We start from the raw sequence: 23939 nt of genomic DNA on the forward strand, positions 1-23939 counted from the left end.
GACTCATCCAGGGGAGACCTGAGCCAGACATCTCAACGATTAGAGTGGGAAAAGAGCCAAATGCCTTATACAATTCCTAACAACAGTTGCGTTGGATGTGACAACTGCCGCCCCCAATGTCCTACGGGTGCAATCAAAATAGAGGACAATGAATACTGGGTTGATCCTGGTCTTTGTAATAATTGTGAGGGCTATTATTCAGAACCGCAATGTGTAATAGCTTGTCCAACTAATTCTCCCATTCCCTCGCAGGCGAAAAAGGGGAGATGCAAAGTTGAACCGAGAGATGCTACCAGCTTAGACTTGTTTTCTAATGGCAAGAATAACCCATTTGCTTCAGCGATCGCTATTTGGGAAGCTTGTAATGTATTGGCACAACGCACATCTCTACATTGGGAAACTGATGAACAAGGCTACATAAGTTACAGCCGACAAGTCAATCAGGGCCGAGGTGCGATCGCCTTTCACATCCAAGATCCATTCAAAGTGAACGACAAGGCCACAGATATAGCAGCAATTGAGGGGCTTGACATCAGAGCCGCTTGCATACATCTAATTTTTGCAGCTTATGCCACAGCCTTAGATCAACCTTGGGAGCAAGAATTTGCGATCGATGAACGACAAATCGAGAAATATTTGGGGATGGAGAAACGCAAAGATTTGAGCAAAGCTGCCAAACTAGCTTTAATGAAAAATATCGTTCAGCAAGCTTGCTCTCTGATTATCTCCATTGACTGGCCTCAACAAGGTCGAATTAACGGATTCTCTGTTACAGGCAGCCGCTTATGGCACTTAGTAGACATTCAGCACCACTTTCAAGAAGACAATCTCGGATGCAAATATCTGATTGGGCTAACTTTTAAAGTAAAAGTAGGTATTTGGGCAAAATATTTCTTAAACAAACAAGCATGTAAAGAGCGAACCGCATTCTATCAATACGGCAGTCTCCCGAAAACAGTGCTAACCACAGTCATGAGCATTTGGCAGCAACATGAAGGCGCAGTCCGACTAATGCTGTGGTTGCTGTTTAAAACCAAAATGGGCAAAGAACAACGCATTACCATTCCTACCTTGCTGCGTATTGCTTACGGCGAAGAAAAAGTCGCTCTCGCATCCAGACAACGGGAAGAACGCAAACGTCTGCTGCGAACTTTTGAAAGCGATTTGGAAATTCTCAATCACTATGGAATGAAACCACTTTTCGATCCAGTTACTTACCCAACAGAAATTCAACCTTTGTGGGCGAAATTAGTTGATCTTCCCGAAGATCCAGATGAAGCATTAGAATTTTGGACTAATGACGGTGGTGCTGAAACTCGCCTCACAGACACAGGTCCCCGTGGTAAATGGAATCTGCTAATGAATGCGCGAATTTTGGCTTTTGAACTCCCACCAGAATGGGAACAGCAAATTTCAGAATCGGAAAAAAAGCAACGACGAACTGCTAAAGCCAAAAGGAAGCCCAAAGCTACAAATGATTTGCTGGGTGAACAGATTTTGCAGGCGCGAAAAAATTTGAATCTCTCCCAAAGGGAGTTAGCAAAGCTTACAGGTAAAAGTCAAAGCTGGATTCGAGATATCGAAAATGGTCGTTTAAAAGCCAAGTTAGAAGACCAAGTACTATTACGGAAAGTCTTAAATATGGCTTAATCTTAATTTTGGATTTGGAATTTGGAACTTAAACGCACAAGGGCGCAAAGGAAATCGTAGAGGAACCCAGAGTCTTGCCAAATTTAGTTCATCACGAATTAATTAAATGCTGTATCTAGTAAAACATTGTAATAATTAGTAACAAAATCTCTGCGTTACTTTGCGTTTCCCTTTGCGTCCCTCTGCGTTTAAAAACTCTCTACTTTTATGTACTATAACTCATCACTTTATTAGAGGTAAGCCAGAGACTACCTACAGCATATTTACTAACTACCAACTCTTGTGTAGCATTACATGAACTCTTCAGTTGTTGAGTCTTGGTTTCATCTTTCACAAGTTTAGCCTGATAAGTATAGACAGAACCAGAAGGCTTTTCAAAACTTAGTTCAGCGAGAATAGTATTATTGTCTAAACTTTGCTCCAAAATTTTGCCTGCAACTTTGTAGTTAAACCAATCCCATCCGTTCTGGAGGATTAGTTCTCTTTCCAAAATCTGAAGTGGAGCAGGCAGAATTCCCCAGCCTCGATAGACTTTATTTAAGCATTGAATATCTCCAGTCCGGGTCAAAATCGATCGGAATGAATCTTGATCGAGAACACCGTAATATCTTCCTTCTGGCAAGTCTATAACTGTTGGTGCAAACCGATGTCCACCAAAGTGCGATGATTTCCAAATTCGCACATTCTCCAAGCACAAATCAGCAATAGTCGCTGTTAACTTGAAGTAAAAGGGAGCGCCATATCTGGCACAGCACTTATCATGACTACCGTGGGTACACACTAAAATATCTCTAGTTGTACTTGTTTCTAACTCAGAATTAGAATTGATACCCCATAACCATTTTTGGACAACTGCTGCTACTTGCTCAATATTTGTTAGCTTAAACTCTTGCTTGCAGAAACCATTACTCAGCCCCTCTTTTTTTTGATAAATCAAAAGTGTAGTGTAGTTTACTTTGTGTGATATATCATTAGCAATTAAGAGGAATCTAATTGGTAGTTTAGCACGCTTCACTTCTTCTACCAAAAGCCTCAAATTCTGGGGTACCCACTTGGAATTAAAGGCTTCTGATGTCCAAGGTAGAGGACACTCAACTAAAATATAGGTTTGGTAATTAGTGGCATTACCAATAATATCTTCTCCTGCTTGCCGTGAATGGTCAGAACAAAAAACAGTATTCATCTAGCTATACTCATTAACGTATTTTATGGACAAAAGGTATTAGAAACTACAATTGTGTTCTTAGCTACAATATCCTTAACTTAAGGAGATAAAAAAGAACAATATGTATTTGCCACTTCCAACTAGGTAGCCATTTTATAACATCATTTTTAATCAACCTCTTCCCCGTTAATAAATTCTCCACAATAGAGATAAACAGTGTCAAGAGATATTTTTCCGTAGTAATGGCGTTAATTTTGTATCTAGTTTTATAGTTATCTGGTATTTCATAAATTTTCACTTGCTGAAACTCGGTTTTTCTGAAGTTGGTTTTTTTGGCAAAGTCAAATATATTACTTGATAAACAGTTGCTGCTTTGGCAAGCCAATACTGTTTTAAGACTTTTTCCACACTATCTGCTTTTAATGTATCTGTAGATTTACCTATATTGCGAATAATTCTCAATTAGATGAGAAAAAATAAAAATAATCAAATCAGGGGTAAATGCTTTACTGCCCTTTACTCCATGCGCGATAAGTTAATGATCAAAACTAGTGACTAATTATTAGCAGCGTCACTAACATCAACATTAACAAAACTGGTATTTAGCTTTTTACCTAATCTAACTTTCTGAAGCTCTTGTCAGGGTTTGATGATAGGCATCTGCTTTGACTGTAACTGAAGTCAATAATAAATGCAAGTATTTGATAATCTTTACAAGTTCTTTACAATTTGTCGCCTCCAGAAGGTTGGTTAATTCAAGGTTAACGGGCATTTTATAATGAAGATAGCTGACTAGAACAAGCATTGATACTTTCAATATAATAGATAAACTTTTGCAATTGTGACAAATTGTTGCTAGTAAGGGCGCACTTACTAATCCAAATATCTGTAGCTATGGCGATCGCATATTTCTACTTTCATGCAGAATTGAATCATTTTTTACCACGGCATCACAAGCAGGTGAAAATCTCTCATTTTTTTGAGGAGAAAGCCTCAATAAAGGACATGATTGAGTCGTTGGGTGTCCCTCATCCAGAAGTTGATTTTATAAATGTTAATGGTGAATATGTAAATTTTTCTTACATAATTTCGGATGGAGATACTATCAATGTTTATCCAATTTCTGCTAGGGGTACTATTATACCAAGCATTTCTGTTATGCCAGAACCGCTTAGTATTATCCGCTTTGTTTTAGATATTCATTTGGGCAAGCTGACGACATCTCTACGACTTTTAGGTTTTGATACTTTATACCGCAATGACTACGAGGATGAGAAATTAGCCCAAATATCCTACAGCCAAGGGCGGATTCTCTTGACTCGTGATAAAGCTCTATTGATGCGTAGTTTGATAAAGCACGGGTATTATGTTAGAAACACTAACCCTCAACAACAAATCTTGGAAGTACTACAATGCTACGACTTGTTTAAATTAATATCACCATTTAAACGGTGTTTGCGCTGCAATGGGTTATTAGAGCCTGTAGATAAGCAATCCATCGTTGACAAGATACCAGAAACAGTGCGATCGCAGATTGATGAATTCCGCCGTTGCCAAGACTGCGATCGCATTTATTGGAAAGGTTCCCATTATGAACGATTACAACAGTTTATTGATGGGGTACTTAACTCACAAAAAGGTGAGTAACTTAGTCATGCCAATTATTTAACCAGCTGAAATATTCCCACTAATTATTTGACTACCCCCGATTCTGGGATCATCATCTTCGCGATTCAAATCATCAGGAGTGGGGTTTTGCTTACTTTCTCCAGTTACTTCTTCAGGTTCAATAGGATCTGCCTCTTGAGCTTTATCGATATCAAGAGAGCGAGGAGGTTCATTGGCGTGAGAGAAATCGACAAGTGGATTTGGTTGCTCGGAAGTCATGAGTTGCTAAGTTATACAGTCTTCTATAGTGTTGAATTTATTTTGCTTGCAAACATCTTTCTTGAGAAAGAAACCACCTATTCTAATAATTCAAAAGAGGTATAAAAAACTATGACATTAATTTTAGCTCTCGATTTTGGTGGAACTAAGCTGGCGGCAGGATTGGTAAATATCGGTTCTAGAAAGTGGTTGCGTTATGAACGTCGTCTCTCGCCAGTAGGTGCAGATGCTAGTACTGACTTGGAAATTATGCGATCGCTCATTTACTCGCTGCTAGAAGGCGCAAAACCTGCTGCGATCGGTGTCAGCTTTGGTGGTCCAGTTGACGCTTCTACAGGGACGGTGCGACTATCTCATCATGTTGCCGGATGGGAAAATATTCCTCTCAAAGAGTTGTTGGAGAAGGAGTTTGGTGTTCCTGTTGGTGTAGACAATGATGCCAATGTTGCTGCTTTGGGTGAACATCGTTTTGGTGCCGGTCAGGGATACGATAGCCTGTTTTACATAACTGTTAGCACTGGTGTGGGTGGTGGTTGGATACTCAACGGGCAGCCTTGGCGGGGTGCTGGTGGGATGGCTGGCGAAATTGGACATATCGTTGTAGATCCTGCTGGGCCAATTTGTTTATGTGGTAAGCGGGGATGTGTGGAACGTTTGGCTTCGGGGCCTTATATGGCGCAAAATGCTAGGGAAATTTTGGAAAAGGAAATTTTGGAAAACGAACAGCAGAGGCGCGGACGACTCAGAGGTGGAGAGGTTTTGAGGGGTTTGGTGGGGGATAATTTAAAGTTATTGACGGGGCAGTTGGTAAGTGAAGCGGCGGCGGCTGGTGATGATTTGGCTAAGGAAGTTTTATATAAGGCTGCTTGGGCGCTGGGTGTGGGTATTGGCAATGTGGCGAATTTGATGAATCCGCAGCGCTTTGTTTTAGGAGGCGGTGTGACGAAGGCGGGGGCGGATTTTTGGCAGGTGGTGCGTAAAGTGGCGCGGGAGACGGCTTTGCCGGAAGTTGATTTTGAAATTGTCCCGGCGGTTCTGGGGGATGATGCGCCATTGTGGGGCGGTGTGGCGATCGCTTTGATCACAAATCCCGAATTTGTAAATGAGTGACGCGTGGAGCAAAATGCAAACAGAATTAGTTATTTTTGATTGTGATGGAGTATTGGTAGACAGCGAAGGATTAGGCAATCGCGTTTTTGTGGAATTTGTCGCTGAGTTTGGACTTGCAATGAAACTTGAAGAAGCCATTTTGTTATTTAAGGGTTGCAAAATGGCTGATTGTGTTGCTGTCATTGAGCAAAGACTTGGGAAAAAGATGCCGCAAGATTTTGTAACTCAGCTTCGTTCCCGTACTGCTGAAGCATTCGAGCGTGAACTACGTCCTGTAGAAGGAATAGAAGCAGCTTTAGACAAGATTAATCTACCTATTTGCGTTGCTTCCAGTGGCCCACCTGAAAAAATTAAGTTAGCTTTGCGTTTAACTAACCTACTACCTCGATTTGAAGGACGTATCTTTAGCTCATATGAAATTGGAAGTTGGAAGCCAGCACCTGAATTATTCTTATACGCGGCTAAAAATATGGAAGTTCAAGCTAAATCGTGTACGGTTGTAGAAGATAGCGTTTTGGGTGTACGTGCAGGTGTTGCCGCTGGTATGAGAGTTTTAGGTTACACCGAGCAAAGTGAGGCTACTCTATTTGAGGCATGTGGAGCGCGTGTCTTTTACTCCATGTACCAACTGCCTTCTTTGTTGTCACACCATTAGACTTATTGCATGAATCAGAGGATGTATAATTCAGAATCAGAATATTTCATGACCTACAGGCTTTCCACTGTCAATTTCACCATGTAAATTATCCGGTGTTACTCGTGACAGTAGTTCATCGAGGTCATGTACTTTTTCACTTAAGCAAGGTAAGTTGCTCGTAATGCTTTGCAATGCTAAGGATTCTATAGATTGACCAGTTAACTCAGCAAGATGATGCAATTGCTCAAACAGAGATTCTGGAATTTCTAATGTCAGCTTTTGGTTAGTCATCTTTGGAGAGATTTGATTATTGTTTTCTTTAACCTACTATCATTGTTGAATATTTTGGCGAAATTCTCTAATCGCTTCCAAGGGAGACGACAATAAAAGACAACGATTGAGCAGGGATAAATCTAATTCTGGTAGCCACTCACTTTTAACAACTTTCTCATATTCTTCTTCTCGTAAGCAGTAAACCTCAAATGTGCCATCTTCCCAAAACCAAACTTCCGGCACTTGCATTAATTTGTACTTCTGTAATTTGATGGGACTACCGCTAGTAATCAGGACTTCAATGCACAAGTCTGCTACAGGTTTGTCCGTTCCAAAGCAATAAGATAAATCTGCTTGATATTCTACTATTTTGGGAATAATCTGGCTAAAACTGCCACTGGGGAAAAATTCAATCCCTTTGACTTCAAAATAAGTAATCAATAGTCCAGCGATTAAACACTTAATCACTTCATGAGGCTTACCAATACTCACAATTTCTAAAATTCCCTCACAATAAAACAACCGCACTCCCGGTACATTTTCAAAGCTAGCTTGAATTGCTTTAAACTGTTCCCAACTTAATCCACGTTTCAAGAAGCGTTGTTCTTCTGGTAAGTTAACAGCATTTTCTAACGTTTGAGTCATAATATTTTTTACTCTCCCGATTAGTAGTCACGAAATTTATCTCATTTCCATCTTAAGTCAAAACCAAATTATCCCGGTGAATCACCGTTTCCACACCGGCATAACCTAAAATTGTCGAAATTTCCCGCGAATGACACCCACGAATCTTTTGCAGTTCATTGCTGTTGTAATTTACAAGTCCTCTAGCAATTTCGTTACCGTTGGTGTCACATAATTGCACGGCGTCTTGTGTGTCAAACTCTCCTTCTACTAGCTTAATTCCAGCAGCTAATAACGATTTTCCCGCTAGAGAAATTGCCGCGATCGCACCTTCATCTAAATACAATTTACCCGCAGGTACAAGTCCGTAAGCTATCCAACGTTTACGCGCCGAAGTTGGTTCAGGTTGCGGTTCAAAATGCGTCCCAATAAGTTCACCTTGGATAATTTTTTCGATATTCCGGGGAAATCGCCCTTGAGTAATTACGGTACGAACTCCCGCCGCGATCGCAATCCTCGCAGCCGAAATTTTTGTCACCATACCGCCAGTACCCCACTGAGAACCTTGGGAACCTGTTTGTATTTGTAATTCTGTTAATTCCTTAATGCTACTAACTAAAGCGATCGGTCGCGCATCTGGTACGGAACGCGGATCAGCTGAGTACAGCCGATCGACATCAGTGAGCAAAAATAGCCAATCTGCTTCTACTAAACTGGCAACCAATGCCGAAAGGGTGTCATTATCACCAAATTTTAGTTCGTCTATTGCTACAGTATCATTTTCATTTACTATGGGGATCACTCCCAGTCTAAGTAGTTCCTGAAAAGTGTTGTAGACGTTGAGATAGCGGCTGCGCTGTACCAAGTCGCTACGAGTCAGTAATACTTGGGCGATCGCCTGTTGCAGAGTCGTAAATAAATCATCATATATACGAATTAACCTGCCTTGCCCAACTGCTGCTACAGCCTGTTTTAGTGCGATCGCCTTCGGACGTTCAGTTAAACCCAACCGCGCACAACCTACCCCCACAGCGCCAGAGGAAACCAAAATCACCCGATGTCCTTGGCGTCTTAAATAGCAGAGTGTTTCCGCCAAGGTAGCGATCGTAGAAAGTGCTAATTGTCCCGTTTCTGGTTGAGTTAGGCTAGAAGTGCCGATTTTGACAACAATTGTTTTAGTCATTGGTCATTAGTCATTGGTCATTGGTCATTAGTCATTTTCGGCTATTAACAAATGACAAATGACAAAGCACTAAACAAATTGTAAAGCGCCAATCCCTCTATAGTGAAGGCTGACGCTTTACGGGAGTATATTTACTTAGTATGGGTTAGGGTCTTTTTTGGCTGACCCCATGTTATTAATACTTATGATCCCCGATTTTTGGATGACACTCAGATTCCTTAATCATTTCTTTAGATTTACTTTCCTGACGATTTCTTAACTTTTGTGAATCTTGGTTTTCTTGGGGGTAATAGAGGCTCCCAGAATTTCAGATATCCAGACTTCAAAGTTGCGGATGGGATGAGAACGGAGTGCTGCGTCGGCATGAATAATCGGTTCGACTAAAATGGTAAACATTCCCAGGCGATTACCTGCTAAAACATCGGTAAATAAGCGATCGCCTACCATCCCCACTTGATGCACTGGTAGATCCATTCCCCTAAGTGCTGCCCTAATTTTGCGTCGGGAAGGCTTGGCTGCACCTAAGTAGTAAGGTAGATTGAGCGATCGGGCAATTCCACCAATTCGCGCTTCACTCAGGTTGTTACTCACCAAGCACAACGCAGTACAGGTGCGAATTTGCTCCACCCAATCTTGTAATTCTGGGGAAGCCACCCCAACTCTAAAGGGTACTAAAGTTTCATCTACATCCAATACCAGCCCCTTCAGCCCGTATTTTTGGATAATATCTGGTGTTAGGTTCAACACTGAACCCTCTAAAATCAAGTCAGGCTGTAAAAGATTGTTCCAGGTCATAGTCAACAGTCAAATGTAAGTAGCTCCAGACAAATGAGCATAACCCAATATAGTTTAGTTAGTCGAACTCGATCCTGGAATATCTTCCTGAACACTTTGAGATAAAATCCCTAAAATTTTATCTATATCTTTGATGTAATAATTACTCAATTGAACCTCGCATGACTAGAAGTAACGCGATTCCTGCTTCAACGATCTCCGCCTGAATTGCTCCAGGACTTACAAGTTGTTAGGGTCGAGGTGTGCATTACTGCATCACCCCTCCCATCCGAAACCGTGCTTGCGATTTTCAGCGCACACGGCTACTCAGTGTGCTAACTGTTTGTTATTTCAGACTTCCTGACTCTATGACTGGTGAAGAACGGAATTTCATTTATCCACTCCCATTCGATTTTTTCCCAAAGTTGAGAGAGTTTTTCTCGAAATTTTGAGTGGTCTTTCTTCCGAATTTCTTTTAAGTCAAGTGCGGTCTTTTCGTCATGGCAATGTCGATGTAATAGTTGCAGATTTTGGTCTTCATCCTTACCGCGTAACGTTCTGGGGATGATGTGGTCTACTTCGAGAACATCCCAATATTGGAAGCTTAATCCGCACTAGGGACATTTGCCCTTTTGTTGCTTAATGGGACTTAGACAAAAAACACCCATAAAAAAGCCTCAAATCTATATACAGAGAGACTTTGACATCGTTTTGCTTGGTTGATTGATATATCTGGGTTTGAGCCGTTTTTGAGCATTTGGTGTATTTCCCTTACCCTGCATGGGTTTGAGGCTTGTTTATCCCGAAAAAATGTTTAAGTCCCGTTAAATGCATTCAGCAAAGACAAATATTAGATGTATGACGAATCAACAATTATTTTCTTATTAATTTCTTACCAGGAAATATATATCATGCTAAGATAGATATATCAAGGAGGTGATGTTAAGTGTTGCTTAAGGTTGTACAAGTTCGTTTATATCCAAGAAAAGAGCAAGAGATACAATTAGCTCAAGCTTTTGGTTGCGCTCGTTGGTGGTGGAATTATGCCCTAAATAAGTCAATTGAGACTTATAAGGAGACGGGGAAAGGACTTAGCCGGGCAGCACTCAACGCACTTCTTCCATCGCTTAAAAAATCTGTTGATACGATTTGGTTAGCTGATTGTTACAGCCAAGTTTTACAGTCCACAACGCTCAATTTGACCACAGCGTACAAAAACTTTTTTGAGAACCGTGCGGGTTTTCCTAAGTTCAAGTCTAAGCATGCTTTACAGTCTATCCAGTATCCTCAAAACGTCAAGATTGTAGATGGTAATGTCAAACTCCCTGGCAATATAGGGATAGTCAAAGCCAAAATACACAGAGCGATTGAGGGGAAAGTCAAAACTGTTACTGTGAGTAAAACGCCTTCAGGTAAATATCTTGCATCTATCCTGACCGAGATAGAGGAGCAGGCGCTAAAGGGGGTTCCCCCCGTTGTAGCGACTGCGGGAGAAAACCCTGTAATATCGGCGGCTAAAATCTACGGTATTGACTTAGGGTTGAAACACTTCGCAGTTGTCACAGATGGCGAAAAAGTATCTTTTTATGATAACCCTAAGCATCTCGGTAAACATGAGTTTAACCTCAAGCGTAAACAACAAAAATTAGCACGTAAACAAAAAGGGAGTAAATCAAGGAATAGATATAGAAAAGTTGTTGCCAAAGTGTACGAGCGAGTTAGTAATTCGCGGCAGGATTTTCTACATAAACTTAGTCATAAGTTGGTCAGCGATAGCCAAGCTGTCATAGTAGAGAACCTTCATGTCAAAGGCATGGTACGCAACCATAAATTAGCAAAATCAATATCTGATGTGGGTTGGGGAACATTCACTAACTTTTTAGCTTACAAGCTAGAACGCAATGGTGGGAAGTTAGTTGAGATTGATAGGTGGTTCCCTAGTTCCAAACTCTGTTCTAATTGTTTTTATCAAATTGGTGAGATGCTATTGGATGTCCGTGAATGGACTTGTCCTCATTGCAATACTCATCATGATCGTGATGGGAACGCCGCGACAAATATTAGAGCAGAAGGTATCAGAATGATAAAGGCGGAAGGTTCAGCCGTCTCTGCTGTAGGAGGGGTGGTAAGTCCTAATCTTGGGCGAAAGTCTAAGTTTAGGCACTCCCCCGTGATTACAGAAGCCCAAACTGTACTTGGTACTCCAAGTCAGTGTGGGTAGTTCACTCTTATTCGACTTCATTAAAAAGATGTTCCTCTAATAAAGGTTGCACTTTGCGAAACTCCTCTGGAGAGAGTAATTCAGGTTGACCTGTTTTAGCTATCCGTGCAAAAAACAACAAAGGATCGAGGGGTGTATAAATTGCATACTCCTGATCTTCATCATAGAAGCTAGCGAGTAGCTGTAATTGCTCAGGCTCTAAATCTGCCTCTTCGTCTTCAATTTCTAAGGTGAAAAGCTCTGATTCTTCAACTGGCGGTAAATCACCTGCAACTGTCAGAGCATAGGCTGTGTTCTTCAATATCAGGTTCTGCTCAGATAGTACAGCTTGGGCAGTGCCAAAAATTTGCTCAATGGTGCTGTCGTCTTCTACCAGAACCGCCTCTTCTTCCTCACCCTCACCCTCCCAAGAAAAAATTTCTACAGGTGAGTCTACAGGAAGAAGTAAAACGTATTCTTGCCCATCTACCTCCAGGGAATGCTCTATGTAACATTCGAGCGATCGCCCTTTGTCATCGGTTAAAGTGATGGAACCCGCATGAGCGTTATCATTTTCTTCAGGAAATGGGGAGGAAAACATAGCCGAAATGTAGAAATTTAATAAATACCAGCAAGTTTGAAAATCGCTTAACTATTTAATCACATATTATGTTAATTAAATAGCTCTATACGTAGATACAACTGCTGGCTAATCGTTTTCAGAATATCATGTTAAAAGGTATCAATATTCAATAGCCGCCACTGAACTGCGGGAACTGGCACGCTTAACATCCAGCCATTGTTGCAAAATCAAAGCGGCTGCTTTGCGGTCAATCAAACCTTTATGGCGTGACGGGGAGCGATTCTCAGCTATCAGCAGTTGCTCTGCTTGAAATGAAGTTAATCGCTCATCCATATATTCCACAGGCAGTTTCAGCGCTCTAGCAAGTCTTGTTGTAAATTTCTGAACTTGACGTGCCTGAAATCCTAGTGAGCCATCCATTGAATAAGGCAAGCCCATAACTAGAACTTGCACCTCACGTTCATTAACTATTTGTCGGATTTGCTCGACATCCTGCTCAAAAGATGTGCGTTCAATTGTAGTGATTCCCGTGGCAATTAAACCCGTGCGATCGCACCCGGCAATACCAATCCGCTTGCGACCAAAATCTAGTCCCAACGCTGAAATAAACGGTTTTGCTTGCTCTTGGGATATCACACTAATTCTCCTGCTGTGCATCTGCTGATTCAGGAATCGGCGATGGTTCTATGTTAGGGTTTTTTCCCGAAAAGTTAATCGGTTCTGACAAGCTTTGCAACGGTTTCTCTGAAGATGGCAACTTTGGTGGTTGTATCCATGACATCCCACCTGGTATAGGTTTACGTGACGGTTGTAAACCTTGTAGCATATCAGTCCACTGAATCCCTTCTAAGGAGACGAATTTAGACTCCCGTAGCTTGTGCCACACAGAGCGAGACATAACTAATGTATGTTCTATGCGTTTTCCTCCAATTCGCTCCAAATACTCTTCTCGCTCTGCCTGATAGTCTGAGGAAGCTAGTTGCAAACCTTGCTGGGGAAAATCTTGAGCAATGCGAGCCAGTTGAGATAATAATTCTGGATACAGCCAGGTGTAAGCAGGATGAACCGTCAGCGTTGCAACATGGGGAACTTCACCCTTACGGTCAAGTTGCACCTGAAAATAGCCGATCGCAGCTTTGCGTTGGGGTTCAAATACGTAACCACTCACCACTTCTGTTTTCGTCAGCCATTGCGTCACTGCATCAGTTAAAGCGCCGAACAAACTGGTTTTAAAGTCGCGGGTATTGCGGTCAAAAACCTGACGTACCAAAGGTGGCATCGATGCCGTATCAAGCTGATATAGTAACTGGGCATCAGCATTACTCACTGGCAAGAGGTTGGGCAAATCTGGCTCTGCTTGTGCCAATTCAGCCAGTAATTCTGGGCTAATTTCCCAGTACGTCATTTCTGCCAGACGTTGGAATCCATTTTGTCGATATAGTGCCAGCGCCTCAATGTCGTTGATGTTAACTTCCAGTAGCCAAGTGCGAGCTTCCAAAATCGATTCAAAGCAATGACGCAAAAGTTGCGAGCCAATTCCTTGTTTATCGACACCACGCTCTAACAGCACTTGATCAATCCGCCAAGTACTGCGTGTCCGGTTAAACGGTGACACTTGAATCATTCCTAGAAGCATCCGCCCTTGCTCTGCCACGTAGGCACAAAGGCGATACTGTAGCGGGTTAGGAAACCAACTCAAAAATTTGAGTAATCCATACCAGCGACGCAGCCTTTGCATCTGGCTGATGGCAAAACCTGCTCCCTTGGGAGTAAGGGCTGCGAATGACTCTTGAGTTATGCGCTCAATCCCATCCAAATCCCGGTATTGGACTGGTCGGATAACAACGCTGAGGTTTCGGGGAAGTAATGAAGTCATTTTAATTCGAGCCGCCATTTAGCCTTAACTAACTGCTCTTCAAAGGGACTGCTGCAATAATCTTAACTAGTTTCTGCTCTTTACTATTGCGCCAAAAGGGTGATTTGAGTAACTTAATGCTTAAAAAAGCCGAAAAAGCAGACCTTGTGAGAACACCATTGGCATTGACCCAACAACATCTGCCTTTATTTTATGGGAATTTTGATTAAAATTTGTATATATTTATAGCCCTTGTCGAGAAACGAGCTTTTCAAAGTGGGCTTGGGTTTGATGGAGTAATTGGTGGCGACTATCTACCAGTGTTTGTTTCAGGGTTGGAACAAGATTGCGAGCTTGCAGAGTCATGTGAAGTTGCAGGTTGGCGACATATTCACTGAAATCTTGATTCACTTCATCTGCGCCCGCATCCGTTAATAAATTTGATTCCATTGCCACTGTGTTCTCCTGTGTTAATCCTGTGCTGTTTCTCTTCATCACCAAAAATTATCACGTTGTTCGGACTAACTTCTGAATTTGCAATGAAGTTTAACGCTTCTTAGGGATAGCGATCGCTATCGGGTTTTCATCTGCCCATTAAAATCTCAAACCAATACCACCTTGTACGGAGATAGCTGTACCACTGCTATCTCGGTAGGCATCAAAAGCGATGATGGCGTTGCCAAAAAGCACAGTATTGCTATTTGGAATCATATAATCAATTCCCGGTTGTAAAGCAAAACTAATTTTGTCACCCACAGGAGAAGATCCACCACCACCAGCCAACACCAACCCAGCACCCAGGTAGGCATCAGCTTGCCAGTTGAGGGGGAAATCGTAGGAAACCGTTGGTACAACTGCCGTATTATTACCAATTAACACTTGGGCGCGGAGTGAAATTGGTGCTTCCAAGAGCTTGTAGCGTCCCGCTATCACCCCTCCGAGTTGGATACCATCGGTAATACCAATAGCGGGGCCTATACCGATATAACTGCCATAGGCTACTTGAGCTTGCGCTGGTTTAGTACTCACCAGACTCAAGACCAAACCAGCCCCTAAAACTGAAACCAAATATGGAATATACTTCATAACCGACTCCTCACACCAATTTGTCATTTGTCATTGGGCATTGGGCATTGGGCATTGGGCATTGAGAAGAGGCAGAGGTGCAGAAGGAAGCGTGCAGAGGAGAGGAATTTTCCCCCTGCTCCCTCATCCCCCTCATCTCCCATGCCCCATGCCCCCATCTAATTCTACGGGCAACGCGGATGAATCCCTCCTTGAGTACAAATGTATGCTAATTGCTTGGAATCTAAATTTTTGGCTTGAGAAAAATCAACCCCTTGGACTACGGCAGATACTGAGCCTAAATCTGGGGTTTGGACAAATTGATCTGCTGGATCTTGTTTGGTAGGGGCGAGAATTGCCCCCTTAAAATCGGCTCCGGCGACATTTGCTCCTCGTAAATCTGCAAGACTCAGGTCGGCATTTTGCAAATTAACGTTTTCCATCTGGGCAGAACGCAAAACAGCACCAGTTAGACGAGTGGCGCCCAGGTTAGCATTGCTGAGATTAGCACGATCCAAATAGGCTCCTGATAAATCTGCCCCTTGCCAATCAGTGTTAGTTAAGTTGGCAAAGGATAATTGCGTTCCTATAGCACTGACACGACCTAAACGCGCGGCGTACAGATTAGCATCAGTCAAGTTGGCGTCGCCCAAATCCGCTCCAGTCAAGCTGGCTCTTTCCAAGACTGCGTTCCGCAGATCGGCTCCTACTAGTTGAGTGCTGTTGAGTTTAGCGTCAAATAGACGCGCGTTGGATAAGTTGGCTCTGTTGAGAGTGGCGCGGCTCAAATCAGTACGGTTCATCAAGACGCGACTGAGGTTAGCATCAGTCAGATTGGCTTGCTGCAACTGAGCTTGACTTAAATCAGCGATCGCATCGTCATAAGTATCCCAGCGTCCATCTTCACCCACACCCCGAAAGCGGCTACCCTTCAAACTGGCTTGGTTAAGATTTGCAGATTTTAACTTAACTCCTGATAAATCAACGTTGTCTAATACCAAGTTAAAAAAGGAACTTCCTGGAGTACCGCTTTGACCTAATTGGGTGCGACTCAGATCAACGCCCTCGATTTTACCACTGTAAACAGAGAGAATCTTGTTAATCGTCTTCTGGTTTCTTTGTAGCCGCCCTTGCTGCAATTCCCGCTCTTGGGTTGCAGTGCTACCCACAGTCTCCAGTTCACCCACCAAAAACTGATTCTTATTTTTTAATTCGGGGATGGCTTTCGGCCCGACAGTTGTCAAAGCTTGTTGAATTGTATCCAAAAGGCTAGGGTTGGTTTCGCTAACCAAGAGATCCGCCAGAAATTTAATCGATTGTGGGTCATCAAGACCACCCATAGCTAAAATTGCAGTTTCACGCTCCTTATTAGTCGCCCTAGAGTTGGGACTCAATTGTTTAACGAGTTCGAGAAACTGTTGGCTGTTGATTTGCTTAGTTGCTCGCTGAGATTGTTGAATTTGGATATAAACTTGAGTGCCGATTAAAGTTGCCAACACAGCAGTCATACTCGTAAGCCCTACCCCAAACAAGGTAAGATTAGGATTTTCCTGTATCCGCCGCCACAGATTAGGCGACTGGTTGGTTTGAGGTACTGCTAATTCTTCATTTCCCTCCTGCCATTCTTCTGCTTGATCGTTACCGTCAGCAGACTGAACTTGTTTGTTGCTAGCTAAGAGTCCATCTATTGTATAAGTACCTGCAAGTTGATCGTGCAGTGCGCGACGTCCCTGGCGCGACGGTAAGCCGATCCCTTCACCCACAATCATTAACAAAGACAAAAATGTGAATAATCCTAAATTCGGAAAAGCAAAGCTGTAGCGCCACAGCAGATAAGCGATGGAAATGGGTACAGTCCAACGCCCAACTCCTTCTCTAATCACAACTGCCCCCAAACCGGGCGGTGTCCCTGACTCGTTGACAACCCGCAGTTTTAACCAACGTTTAGGAATTGTGCTACCAGTCTTAGCCAGTAAATACAATTGCCACCACGAGAGAGTTACAGGCGCTAACAGGGCGATTGTCCATAAAATATTAGTCGGCCATGCGACGTTAGGGATGCCATAGCTCACAGGCAGAGCCAGGGGTCTGGCGATCGCTCTTTGGGTTACTACCAGCACGGGGTTAAGGGGTACTCGGTTGAGATCGCTTCTAGAATTGGCATAGACACCAATGCCGAAGGGAATCAACCCACTAGTAACCACTAGTGTGATTTCAGCCGCCCAAGCTGCAAAACGCCTACTTGCTAGCAACAACGACTTGGCTTTTTCCGGTTCTTTTGACTGACGAGATTGATTAGTACTTCTCCTGACAATTGGTGTCGTCATCGCATAATTCCCTTCGATATTATTTCTACGCCGCGATCGGCACAATTAAAATAGACTAAGCTAATCGGCAAAAACAAAAGCATCTTGAAATAGAATTTAGGAGACATAAGTCAGGAGCCGTTTGTATTCTGGCTCCTGACTCTCATAACTCCGGGCAGAGTGCAAAGTAAAGGCATATCAACTTATTACTTACGTTGAAAGCTACCAGACACAAAAAATTTGTATCCAACATACACTAACACTGCCAAAAGTGCCAGAGTAATTACAGATGCAACCAGTTTAAACACTGTTTGCAGCATCGCCAAGCCCACTAGCACCGTCACACCCGAAACTACCAGCTTTTTTACCCCAGATAAGCTGTTGAACCAAATCTGAAATCGCTCCAGTTGCAAGTTAAAGTTGGCAAAAACAGACTGAGACGTTTGTTTTTGTTCTTGTGGTTGGGGAACCACTCCAGGTGAGGAATTAATCTCTGCCTCTAACTTATTGAGGCGACGCTGTAAGTCTTCTTCTGGTTGAGGATTCATCAATCTTTTTTACCTCAGCTAAGTCACTTATTCAACAACAGATCAACCAAATTCTCTTTTTGGTGGTTGTCTTAGTGATTTTAGCTTGTTCCGATAGAAGCCTCGCGCTCTATCTGTAAATAGATAATTTGCACGATTGATGGTTTCTATACAACTGAAATCTTCACAAACAATCCTTAACTGAATAGTATTACTTTATACGGCAGCTTTTGGAACCAAGATGGATTGCTGTCGTCAATTAAATTACTACTGTATAACAATATTGCTCTCAAACAAATCTGGAGCATTAATTAAGATGAAGACGCTTAGGCTACTTGCAATTGTTCCCACAGCTTTGGCGATGAGTTTGGTTTTCACTGAGGCTAATTTGGCACAGACACCAGAGATCAAAATTAATCGGAATTTCCAACCAGATCCATTGATTTTGAACGGAAAGTCTGGGGGAACTGTCAAAAGTAATTGTGGCAATATTAGCACTGAACCTAGTCAAGTTATCCAGGTTACAGAGTCACTACCTTATTTGCGATTAACAGTAGAGAGTGAAGGTAAGCCAACGCTATTGATCGACGGGCCTGGGGGTCGCTTTTGTGTACTAGCAGATAGTTACTCTGGAGGTAAGTCAGAACAATCTGGTTTCTGGCAGGCAGGAAAATACTCGCTGTATGTGGGCGAACTATCCCAACGAAAGTATAGCTACACCCTCTCAATCTCGCAAAAAAATAAATAATCATTAGTCATTGGTCTTTTGCTAATAACTAATGACCAATAACCGAATTTTAGATTTTAAATTTTGGATTTTGGTGAAGCAGCGCGGTGAGCCAGTGCGTTGGGCGGCTTTGCCGAGTTGTTCGCGCAGCGTCTCCCCTTGGGAGAAGCGACTGGCGTTCGCCCTTGGCGTGCCGGAGGCATCACCCGTAAGGGTCTTGGAGGTTTTCCCCCATGAGCGACTGCACCAACCCGTACCCTTCCCTACGGGACGCCAGGGGCGAACGGGATCTTGCTACGCGCAGCGTCTCCCCTTGGGAGAAGGGATTGAAGATTCAAAACCGTTCGGCTGAGGCTCACGGCGAAGCCTAAAATTTAAAAAGGGTTACGAGCAAACGAATTTATACTTGCTCCGCGAGAAGCAAGCTACGTGAAACAAATCTAAAATCCAAAATTAAATGACAGAGCTAGTGACTTGATTGCTAGGGTCAATCTAAAATCTAAAATCCAAAATTGTGTGACTAATCTTCCAGTGATTGGGCTGGAACTTCGACAGCAGTGATATCAATTGTGCCTTCTGGTGTGAAACGCTGAAAATGACTATTTTGTACTAACAGTGACTCCCCACAGTTAGGACACTGCAACTGACTGTTATTTAAACCTGTAAATTCATATCCACAGACGGGACACTGATCAGCAACCAAGTTGCGTTGCAGCCACCAACGAAAGCCAAAAAAAGCCACAATGGGTGCCAACAACAGCAACCCGAAAATAATTAGCAACGAATTAACCAACCAACCCAAGCCCAGTGATGCCAGTAACCAAATAACTGCCAGCAGGGTGAGCCAAGGGCGGAGATTTAAAAGATTCAATTGAAATGACTTAAAGCTCATTTTTTAAATGTCGTCCTGCTCTCCTTCTAGGATAGCGATTTTAGTCATTGGTCATTTGTCATTTGGACTTGATTACTGAGGATAGAAGTATTTTTTGCAAGTGCTGTTGGAAGGTATTTATGCCAAACAGCGCGATCGCTTGTTCTCGCAGCCACTTTCCATCACAGCGCTGGTCATCCCCTTGAAGCATTTCTATACAAGCGGCTGCTACAGCATCAAAATTGCGATGTGGTACCCGCCATCCCAGTTTACCATCCTGCAAGGGATCAGCTGACCCATCATCGTCACCGGATAATACCGGCACTCCACAAGCCATTGCTTCCAGATAAACAATGCCAAAGCCTTCTTGCGAAGGCATAATATAGGCATCAGCAAGGCGGTAATGTTCGATTAATTCTTCTGTGGCAACGAAACCAGCAAAGACGACGCGATCGCTCACACTTAAATTTTTTGCAAGTTCAGCTAATCGCGGTTGGTCATCACCGCGACCAATTACCAAATATTTCACTTCTGGGAAAACCTGAGCGATTTGTGATAATGCCCGAATCGTGATATCTACACCCTTGTAAATATCCCCTGACCATAACCGCGCTACGGTCATTAACACCTTAGCACCACTTAAGCCATACTTGTGGACTAATTCTGGCTGCTTGGAACCAGGAGTAAATTTATCCCCATCAATTGCACAAGGCATCATCTGTACCATTTCCGGGTTTAGACTATTAGCAACACAAGCGCGATCGCGGCTGTAGCGACTAATTGCCCAAATTCCAGCTGCTGATGTCAGGGCGCGACGTTGTTGATTTTTGAGCGGTTCCCAGACTTCTTTACCGTAAGTTAGCACGGTGTAAGGAATCCCCAAGGGCTGGCAAAGAGTTTGGATTAATACTGCTAAGTTAATATGACCGCAGAAAACTTGCTGCGGACGGCTTTGCAACAGACACTTAAGTAAAGCTGCTGCCATTTGCAGTCTTCCTATTTGGGCAGACTGATTTTTAAAGTAATTAAATTTTAAGTTCTCGTCTTCAAACGGATTTGAGCTATCAGGACTATCTCGCAGCAAAAAGACTTCTGCCTTGTAGGGTTGGCTCAATCCCAGATAGGCGCGAAAAATATCTTTTATATATGATTGAATACCACCTTCGTGGGCAAAAATCTCTAAAAACACGAAGACATGGTTAGTTTTTTTGTTAACTTTATTACCTAACTTGAGGTTTTCTGTCACTGTAGTGATAAGCATATTAGATTATACTCGCAGTCAGGGCGCGATGTCTACGACGGGCGTAGCTGCGGCACCGCTTTGTAACCGTTCTCAATCTGCTTTTACCATTTCTTCTAGAAGTTCCTCAAAGCTCACTTCTTTTTAGACAAAAATATTCTTTAGAGCTTTACCAAAAATCATAATAATAGATAAGCAATTTCACCTAAAAAACATATTACTCCAATCCAAACAATATTGAAAAAAGAGTATACTCTTGTCAATCAAATAACTATATATTTGATCAGAGACACCTTTGGCTCATCCTTCTGTTTTGAAGTGAGTGGCTCAACTTTGGGCAAAATAACCGTACCCCTACGGGGAAGCTACGCGTAGCGGCGACCATCGGAGAAGTTTTGTTTTTCATACTCCTAAGTATAAACAAGCTATGCCCAGTCTTTTGTAGAGAAGACAAGCCCTCGCACGCTGCTGGTACTCGTTCCCTACGCTTTGCCTGCGCTCAAAACCGTAAAATTGGCATCAGAAGTATTCTTACCTTCCTTTACCCTTGACTGTTTCACTTTTATTTTTGTGTTTCTACAGAGTATTTGACGATGAGCAGGCAATTTCTACCATCCGCACCACGTTCGTATACAACACGGTCAGCCAACCGCCGCAGGAGAAACCATCCATACCCGCCTACTTGTAGAGTACCTGGGGCTGGTTCTGCGATCGCATCAGGATTGAAAGGTTTTCCATAATCCCAAATTCTAATCTCTAGTCGGTCAATCCAGAGATAAACATTAATCTCAATGATTGTTTCCGGGGGTAAAGCATGATGAGCATGACGAACAGCGTTGGTAAAGCCTTCTGCTAATGCTAAATTGAGGCGATCAAGTTGGGTTTTTGACCAGCCAAGTTGAGACAAATGTTGCAGACAAAATTGCTCGAACCATTCTTGCACCTGATTTAGGAGACTGAGTTCGCTCTTAACCCTCAGATGATCTTGCTGCACTATGCTAAGAATTAACTGTGACTTGAATATAAATAAACCCAAGTTACTAGTTATTAAATTTTGCACTATTCGCAAAATTTCTCTGACATAGAAAAATCTCAATTGACATATTTTGTGTACCAAAATACAAAACATGAACCATTTTGGCATTTCGAGGGTTGTAACTAGCAACTTACGTTAAGTAAGTGAAAAATGTTTGTATTTGTTGACTTTTAGTGATTTGAGATTTTGGAATAGCTTTTCAATCCAAAACTTCAAGAAGAATTCAGAATACAGAATTCAGAATGTAATCAATGAATGGGGGATTCAGACCCATACTTCGACCCAACTCTTAGAGACGCTACGCGTAGCTTGCTTCCCCGTAGGGGTACGACGCAAGCTCAGTTACTACTGTCTTATTAACCACTAAAGAAAGCTATTTAGTGGTAACTTAAATCCGTTTATTTAGACGCAAAGCTCGAATACTCGCTACTGCTGCGCTATCCGCTTTTTCGTTCAGAATTCAATTCTCAATTCTGACTCCTGAATTCTGACTCCTGAATTCCGACTCCTGAATTCTTTCCTGTTAAAATTGACGCCTGTTGATTTTTTTCAAAAGCACATCTGCATCTGCTCTTGAAACTCACAGGCGTCAAAGCACTTTTTGGTGACTAATTTAGAATAGTCCCAAGGTCAAAGATTTATCCAATGGCAAGGCAGCACCAATACCCAGCCACAGGGTGACAAGGGTACCAAAGAGGAATACTGTGGTTGCAACTGGACGGCGGAAAGGGTTTTGAAATTTATTGACGTTCTCAATAAAAGGAATGAGAATCAGCCCGACTGGTACTGAACCCATTGCTAACACTCCTAAAAGTTTATTAGGAAGCGATCGCAAAATCTGAAAGACTGGATATAAGTACCATTCTGGCAAAATTTCCAATGGTGTGGCGAAAGGATTTGCTGGTTCACCGTTCATCGCGGGATCTAATACAGCTAGAGCCACAATCGCCGCGAAGGAACCCATGATCACGATTGGAAATACGTAAAGTAGGTCATTAGGCCAAGCGGGTTCACCATAGTAGTTGTGACCCATGCCTTTAGCGAGTTTGGCTCTTAACTGAGGATCGCTCAGGTCAGGTTTTTTTTGTGTTGACATTTTGAAATGTGCTCTCCTGCTTAAGTTAAATTAAAGCATTTGTGAAAGCTATCAGCTACTAGGCAACCCTAGCAAAAGCGGCAAATAGCGTTTGTCTATTTACAGTCAGCTGCCTGGAGGGTCTTTACAGCTTTCGGCTTCAGATACAAAGTGTTTGTTTTTTGGAACTTATGTACAATTAATTTCTTGTGTTTCATAAGTTTAAAACAAACAACTTCATCTGAAAACTGACAAATGTTACCTTTCGCTAATAGCTAAGATTACAAAGGACCGGAAATGCCTTGCTTGCGAATCATCAAGAAGTGAAACAGCATGAAGACTGCAATCAACCAAGGCAGCACAAAGGTGTGGGCGCTGTAATATCGAGTTAGTGTTGCTTGACCAACACTTGAACCGCCGCGCAGCAGGTCGGAGATGAGAACGCCAACCACGGGAATAGCTTCTGGTACGCCGCTAACGATTTTCACAGCCCAGTAGCCAATTTGATCCCAAGGTAGGGAGTAGCCGGTGACTCCAAAGGAAACGGTAATCACAGCCAGGATGACACCACTTATCCAGGTCAATTCGCGGGGCTTTTTGAAACCACCAGTCAGGTAAACCCGGAAGGTGTGCAAAATCATCATCAATACCATCATGCTGGCAGACCAGCGATGGATGGAGCGAATTAGCCAACCGAAGCTGACTTCAGTCATGATGTACTGCACTGAGGAGAAAGCTTCAGCTACTGTTGGTCTGTAGTAGAACGTCATGGCAAATCCAGTGGCAAACTGGATGAGAAAGCAAACTAGGGTAATTCCACCCAAGCAGTAAAATATATTGACGTGGGGAGGGACGTACTTGCTAGTGACATCTTCAGCGAGCGCCTCAATTTCTAGGCGTTCCTCAAACCAGTCGTAAACGTTGGCCATACAATCTCAAGTTCCTAAAAGTCGGTTGCGGTTGATAAATCCCGAAGTTCTGAATCGGCAAAAGCCCTTTCGGGTTCACAGTCGCCTGCGGAGGGAAACCCTCCTGCAACGCTGTCTCACTGTCGCTCAGACTTCTCTCCCAATTAGCAATTTTGGGATTTTAGTAAAGGGGAGTTTTTTTGCTTGTCAGCTTTTGGCGTGCTAAGAGACTTCAGAAACTTT

At 42.8% G+C, this 23939-nt stretch carries 27 protein-coding genes; 7 read left to right on the forward strand and 20 right to left on the reverse strand.

Features of this window, described 5'->3' with window-relative positions; translation table 11 throughout:
* Positions 1 to 60: 60 nt before the first annotated feature.
* Complete coding sequence (locus V7L05_RS24720) at positions 61 to 1650, forward strand: helix-turn-helix domain-containing protein (protein ID WP_335167990.1); 1590 nt, start codon at positions 61 to 63, stop codon at positions 1648 to 1650.
* A gap of 205 nt (positions 1651 to 1855) precedes the next feature.
* Here V7L05_RS24720 and V7L05_RS24725 read toward each other — a convergent pair whose 3' ends face one another.
* Entirely contained in the window at positions 1856 to 2833 is a 978-nt protein-coding gene (locus V7L05_RS24725) for a sucrase ferredoxin (protein ID WP_335167992.1), read from the reverse strand.
* An 876-nt stretch (positions 2834 to 3709) separates the two neighbouring features.
* Between V7L05_RS24725 and V7L05_RS24730 the strand changes: the two genes are divergently transcribed.
* Positions 3710 to 4462, forward strand: coding sequence for a Mut7-C RNAse domain-containing protein (locus tag V7L05_RS24730; protein ID WP_335168114.1), 753 nt, complete (start codon positions 3710 to 3712; stop codon positions 4460 to 4462).
* An 18-nt stretch (positions 4463 to 4480) separates the two neighbouring features.
* On the opposite strand, the gene V7L05_RS24735 is transcribed toward V7L05_RS24730, so the two are convergent.
* Entirely contained in the window at positions 4481 to 4702 is a 222-nt protein-coding gene (locus V7L05_RS24735) for a hypothetical protein (protein ID WP_335167994.1), read from the reverse strand.
* Between the two features lie 111 nt (positions 4703 to 4813).
* Here V7L05_RS24735 and V7L05_RS24740 point away from each other — a divergent pair, with 111 nt between their 5' ends.
* A complete protein-coding gene (locus V7L05_RS24740) occupies positions 4814 to 5812 on the forward strand; it encodes an ROK family protein (RefSeq protein ID WP_335167996.1) in 999 nt (332 codons plus the stop codon).
* A gap of 13 nt (positions 5813 to 5825) precedes the next feature.
* Positions 5826 to 6467: an HAD family hydrolase gene (locus V7L05_RS24745; protein ID WP_335167997.1), complete on the forward strand. Its 642-nt coding sequence runs from the start codon at positions 5826 to 5828 to the stop codon at positions 6465 to 6467.
* Positions 6468 to 6503: 36 nt separating this feature from the next.
* Here V7L05_RS24745 and V7L05_RS24750 read toward each other — a convergent pair whose 3' ends face one another.
* From V7L05_RS24750 to V7L05_RS24770, 5 genes are all read right to left on the reverse strand, one after another.
* Positions 6504 to 6740 (reverse strand): AbrB/MazE/SpoVT family DNA-binding domain-containing protein, encoded by a 237-nt coding sequence (locus V7L05_RS24750; RefSeq protein ID WP_335167999.1) that lies wholly within the window; start codon positions 6738 to 6740, stop codon positions 6504 to 6506.
* A 39-nt stretch (positions 6741 to 6779) separates the two neighbouring features.
* Positions 6780 to 7367: a Uma2 family endonuclease gene (locus tag V7L05_RS24755; protein ID WP_335168001.1), complete on the reverse strand. Its 588-nt coding sequence runs from the start codon at positions 7365 to 7367 to the stop codon at positions 6780 to 6782.
* Between the two features lie 52 nt (positions 7368 to 7419).
* Positions 7420 to 8529, reverse strand: a complete 1110-nt coding sequence (gene proB / locus V7L05_RS24760) for a glutamate 5-kinase (RefSeq protein ID WP_335168003.1) — start codon at positions 8527 to 8529, stop codon at positions 7420 to 7422.
* Positions 8530 to 8784: 255 nt separating this feature from the next.
* On the reverse strand, positions 8785 to 9324 hold the full coding sequence (locus tag V7L05_RS24765; RefSeq protein ID WP_335168005.1) for a YqeG family HAD IIIA-type phosphatase: 540 nt from the start codon (positions 9322 to 9324) through the stop codon (positions 8785 to 8787).
* A gap of 314 nt (positions 9325 to 9638) precedes the next feature.
* Positions 9639 to 9872, reverse strand: a complete 234-nt coding sequence (locus V7L05_RS24770; protein ID WP_442937071.1) for an HNH endonuclease — start codon at positions 9870 to 9872, stop codon at positions 9639 to 9641.
* A 377-nt stretch (positions 9873 to 10249) separates the two neighbouring features.
* On the opposite strand from V7L05_RS24770, the gene V7L05_RS24775 reads away from it, so the two are divergent.
* The gene (locus tag V7L05_RS24775; protein WP_335168007.1) at positions 10250 to 11524 is read left to right on the forward strand and encodes an RNA-guided endonuclease InsQ/TnpB family protein; all 1275 of its coding nucleotides are present in this window, start codon (positions 10250 to 10252) and stop codon (positions 11522 to 11524) included.
* A gap of 7 nt (positions 11525 to 11531) precedes the next feature.
* Here the strand turns inward: V7L05_RS24775 and V7L05_RS24780 are convergent, their stop codons facing one another.
* From V7L05_RS24780 to V7L05_RS24815, 8 genes are all read right to left on the reverse strand, one after another.
* Positions 11532 to 12104: a DUF3727 domain-containing protein gene (locus V7L05_RS24780; RefSeq protein ID WP_334944072.1), complete on the reverse strand. Its 573-nt coding sequence runs from the start codon at positions 12102 to 12104 to the stop codon at positions 11532 to 11534.
* Positions 12105 to 12245: 141 nt separating this feature from the next.
* Positions 12246 to 12722: a Holliday junction resolvase RuvX gene (ruvX, locus tag V7L05_RS24785; protein WP_335168010.1), complete on the reverse strand. Its 477-nt coding sequence runs from the start codon at positions 12720 to 12722 to the stop codon at positions 12246 to 12248.
* Between the two features lies 1 nt (position 12723).
* Positions 12724 to 13980, reverse strand: coding sequence for a GNAT family N-acetyltransferase (locus V7L05_RS24790; protein WP_335168012.1), 1257 nt, complete (start codon positions 13978 to 13980; stop codon positions 12724 to 12726).
* A 204-nt stretch (positions 13981 to 14184) separates the two neighbouring features.
* Positions 14185 to 14391, reverse strand: a complete 207-nt coding sequence (locus tag V7L05_RS24795; RefSeq protein WP_094352643.1) for a hypothetical protein — start codon at positions 14389 to 14391, stop codon at positions 14185 to 14187.
* A gap of 144 nt (positions 14392 to 14535) precedes the next feature.
* Positions 14536 to 15027: a hypothetical protein gene (locus V7L05_RS24800; protein ID WP_335168013.1), complete on the reverse strand. Its 492-nt coding sequence runs from the start codon at positions 15025 to 15027 to the stop codon at positions 14536 to 14538.
* A 23-nt stretch (positions 15028 to 15050) separates the two neighbouring features.
* Positions 15051 to 15185, reverse strand: coding sequence for a hypothetical protein (locus V7L05_RS24805; protein WP_335168015.1), 135 nt, complete (start codon positions 15183 to 15185; stop codon positions 15051 to 15053).
* A gap of 6 nt (positions 15186 to 15191) precedes the next feature.
* On the reverse strand, positions 15192 to 17333 hold the full coding sequence (locus tag V7L05_RS24810) for a pentapeptide repeat-containing protein (protein WP_335168017.1): 2142 nt from the start codon (positions 17331 to 17333) through the stop codon (positions 15192 to 15194).
* A gap of 185 nt (positions 17334 to 17518) precedes the next feature.
* Complete coding sequence (locus V7L05_RS24815; RefSeq protein WP_335168018.1) at positions 17519 to 17860, reverse strand: hypothetical protein; 342 nt, start codon at positions 17858 to 17860, stop codon at positions 17519 to 17521.
* A gap of 295 nt (positions 17861 to 18155) precedes the next feature.
* Here V7L05_RS24815 and V7L05_RS24820 point away from each other — a divergent pair, with 295 nt between their 5' ends.
* Complete coding sequence (locus V7L05_RS24820; RefSeq protein WP_335168020.1) at positions 18156 to 18587, forward strand: hypothetical protein; 432 nt, start codon at positions 18156 to 18158, stop codon at positions 18585 to 18587.
* A gap of 31 nt (positions 18588 to 18618) precedes the next feature.
* On the forward strand, positions 18619 to 18918 hold the full coding sequence (locus tag V7L05_RS24825; RefSeq protein WP_335168022.1) for a hypothetical protein: 300 nt from the start codon (positions 18619 to 18621) through the stop codon (positions 18916 to 18918).
* A gap of 168 nt (positions 18919 to 19086) precedes the next feature.
* On the opposite strand, the gene V7L05_RS24830 is transcribed toward V7L05_RS24825, so the two are convergent.
* From V7L05_RS24830 to petB, 5 genes are all read right to left on the reverse strand, one after another.
* Positions 19087 to 19458 carry a hypothetical protein gene (locus V7L05_RS24830; RefSeq protein WP_335168024.1) on the reverse strand — a complete coding sequence of 124 codons (372 nt, stop codon included), beginning with the start codon at positions 19456 to 19458 and terminating at the stop codon, positions 19087 to 19089.
* 58 nt (positions 19459 to 19516) lie between these two features.
* On the reverse strand, positions 19517 to 20698 hold the full coding sequence (locus tag V7L05_RS24835) for a glycosyltransferase (RefSeq protein ID WP_335168025.1): 1182 nt from the start codon (positions 20696 to 20698) through the stop codon (positions 19517 to 19519).
* 541 nt (positions 20699 to 21239) lie between these two features.
* Positions 21240 to 21683: an ATP-binding protein gene (locus V7L05_RS24840; protein WP_334944163.1), complete on the reverse strand. Its 444-nt coding sequence runs from the start codon at positions 21681 to 21683 to the stop codon at positions 21240 to 21242.
* A 643-nt stretch (positions 21684 to 22326) separates the two neighbouring features.
* A complete protein-coding gene (gene petD, locus V7L05_RS24845; RefSeq protein ID WP_292771259.1) occupies positions 22327 to 22809 on the reverse strand; it encodes a cytochrome b6-f complex subunit IV in 483 nt (160 codons plus the stop codon).
* 260 nt (positions 22810 to 23069) lie between these two features.
* Positions 23070 to 23717, reverse strand: a complete 648-nt coding sequence (gene petB, locus V7L05_RS24850; RefSeq protein WP_334828689.1) for a cytochrome b6 — start codon at positions 23715 to 23717, stop codon at positions 23070 to 23072.
* Between the last annotated feature and the right edge of the window lie 222 nt (positions 23718 to 23939).

Source organism: Nostoc sp., from assembly GCF_036917755.1.
Lineage (GTDB): Bacteria > Cyanobacteriota > Cyanobacteriia > Cyanobacteriales > Nostocaceae > Nostoc.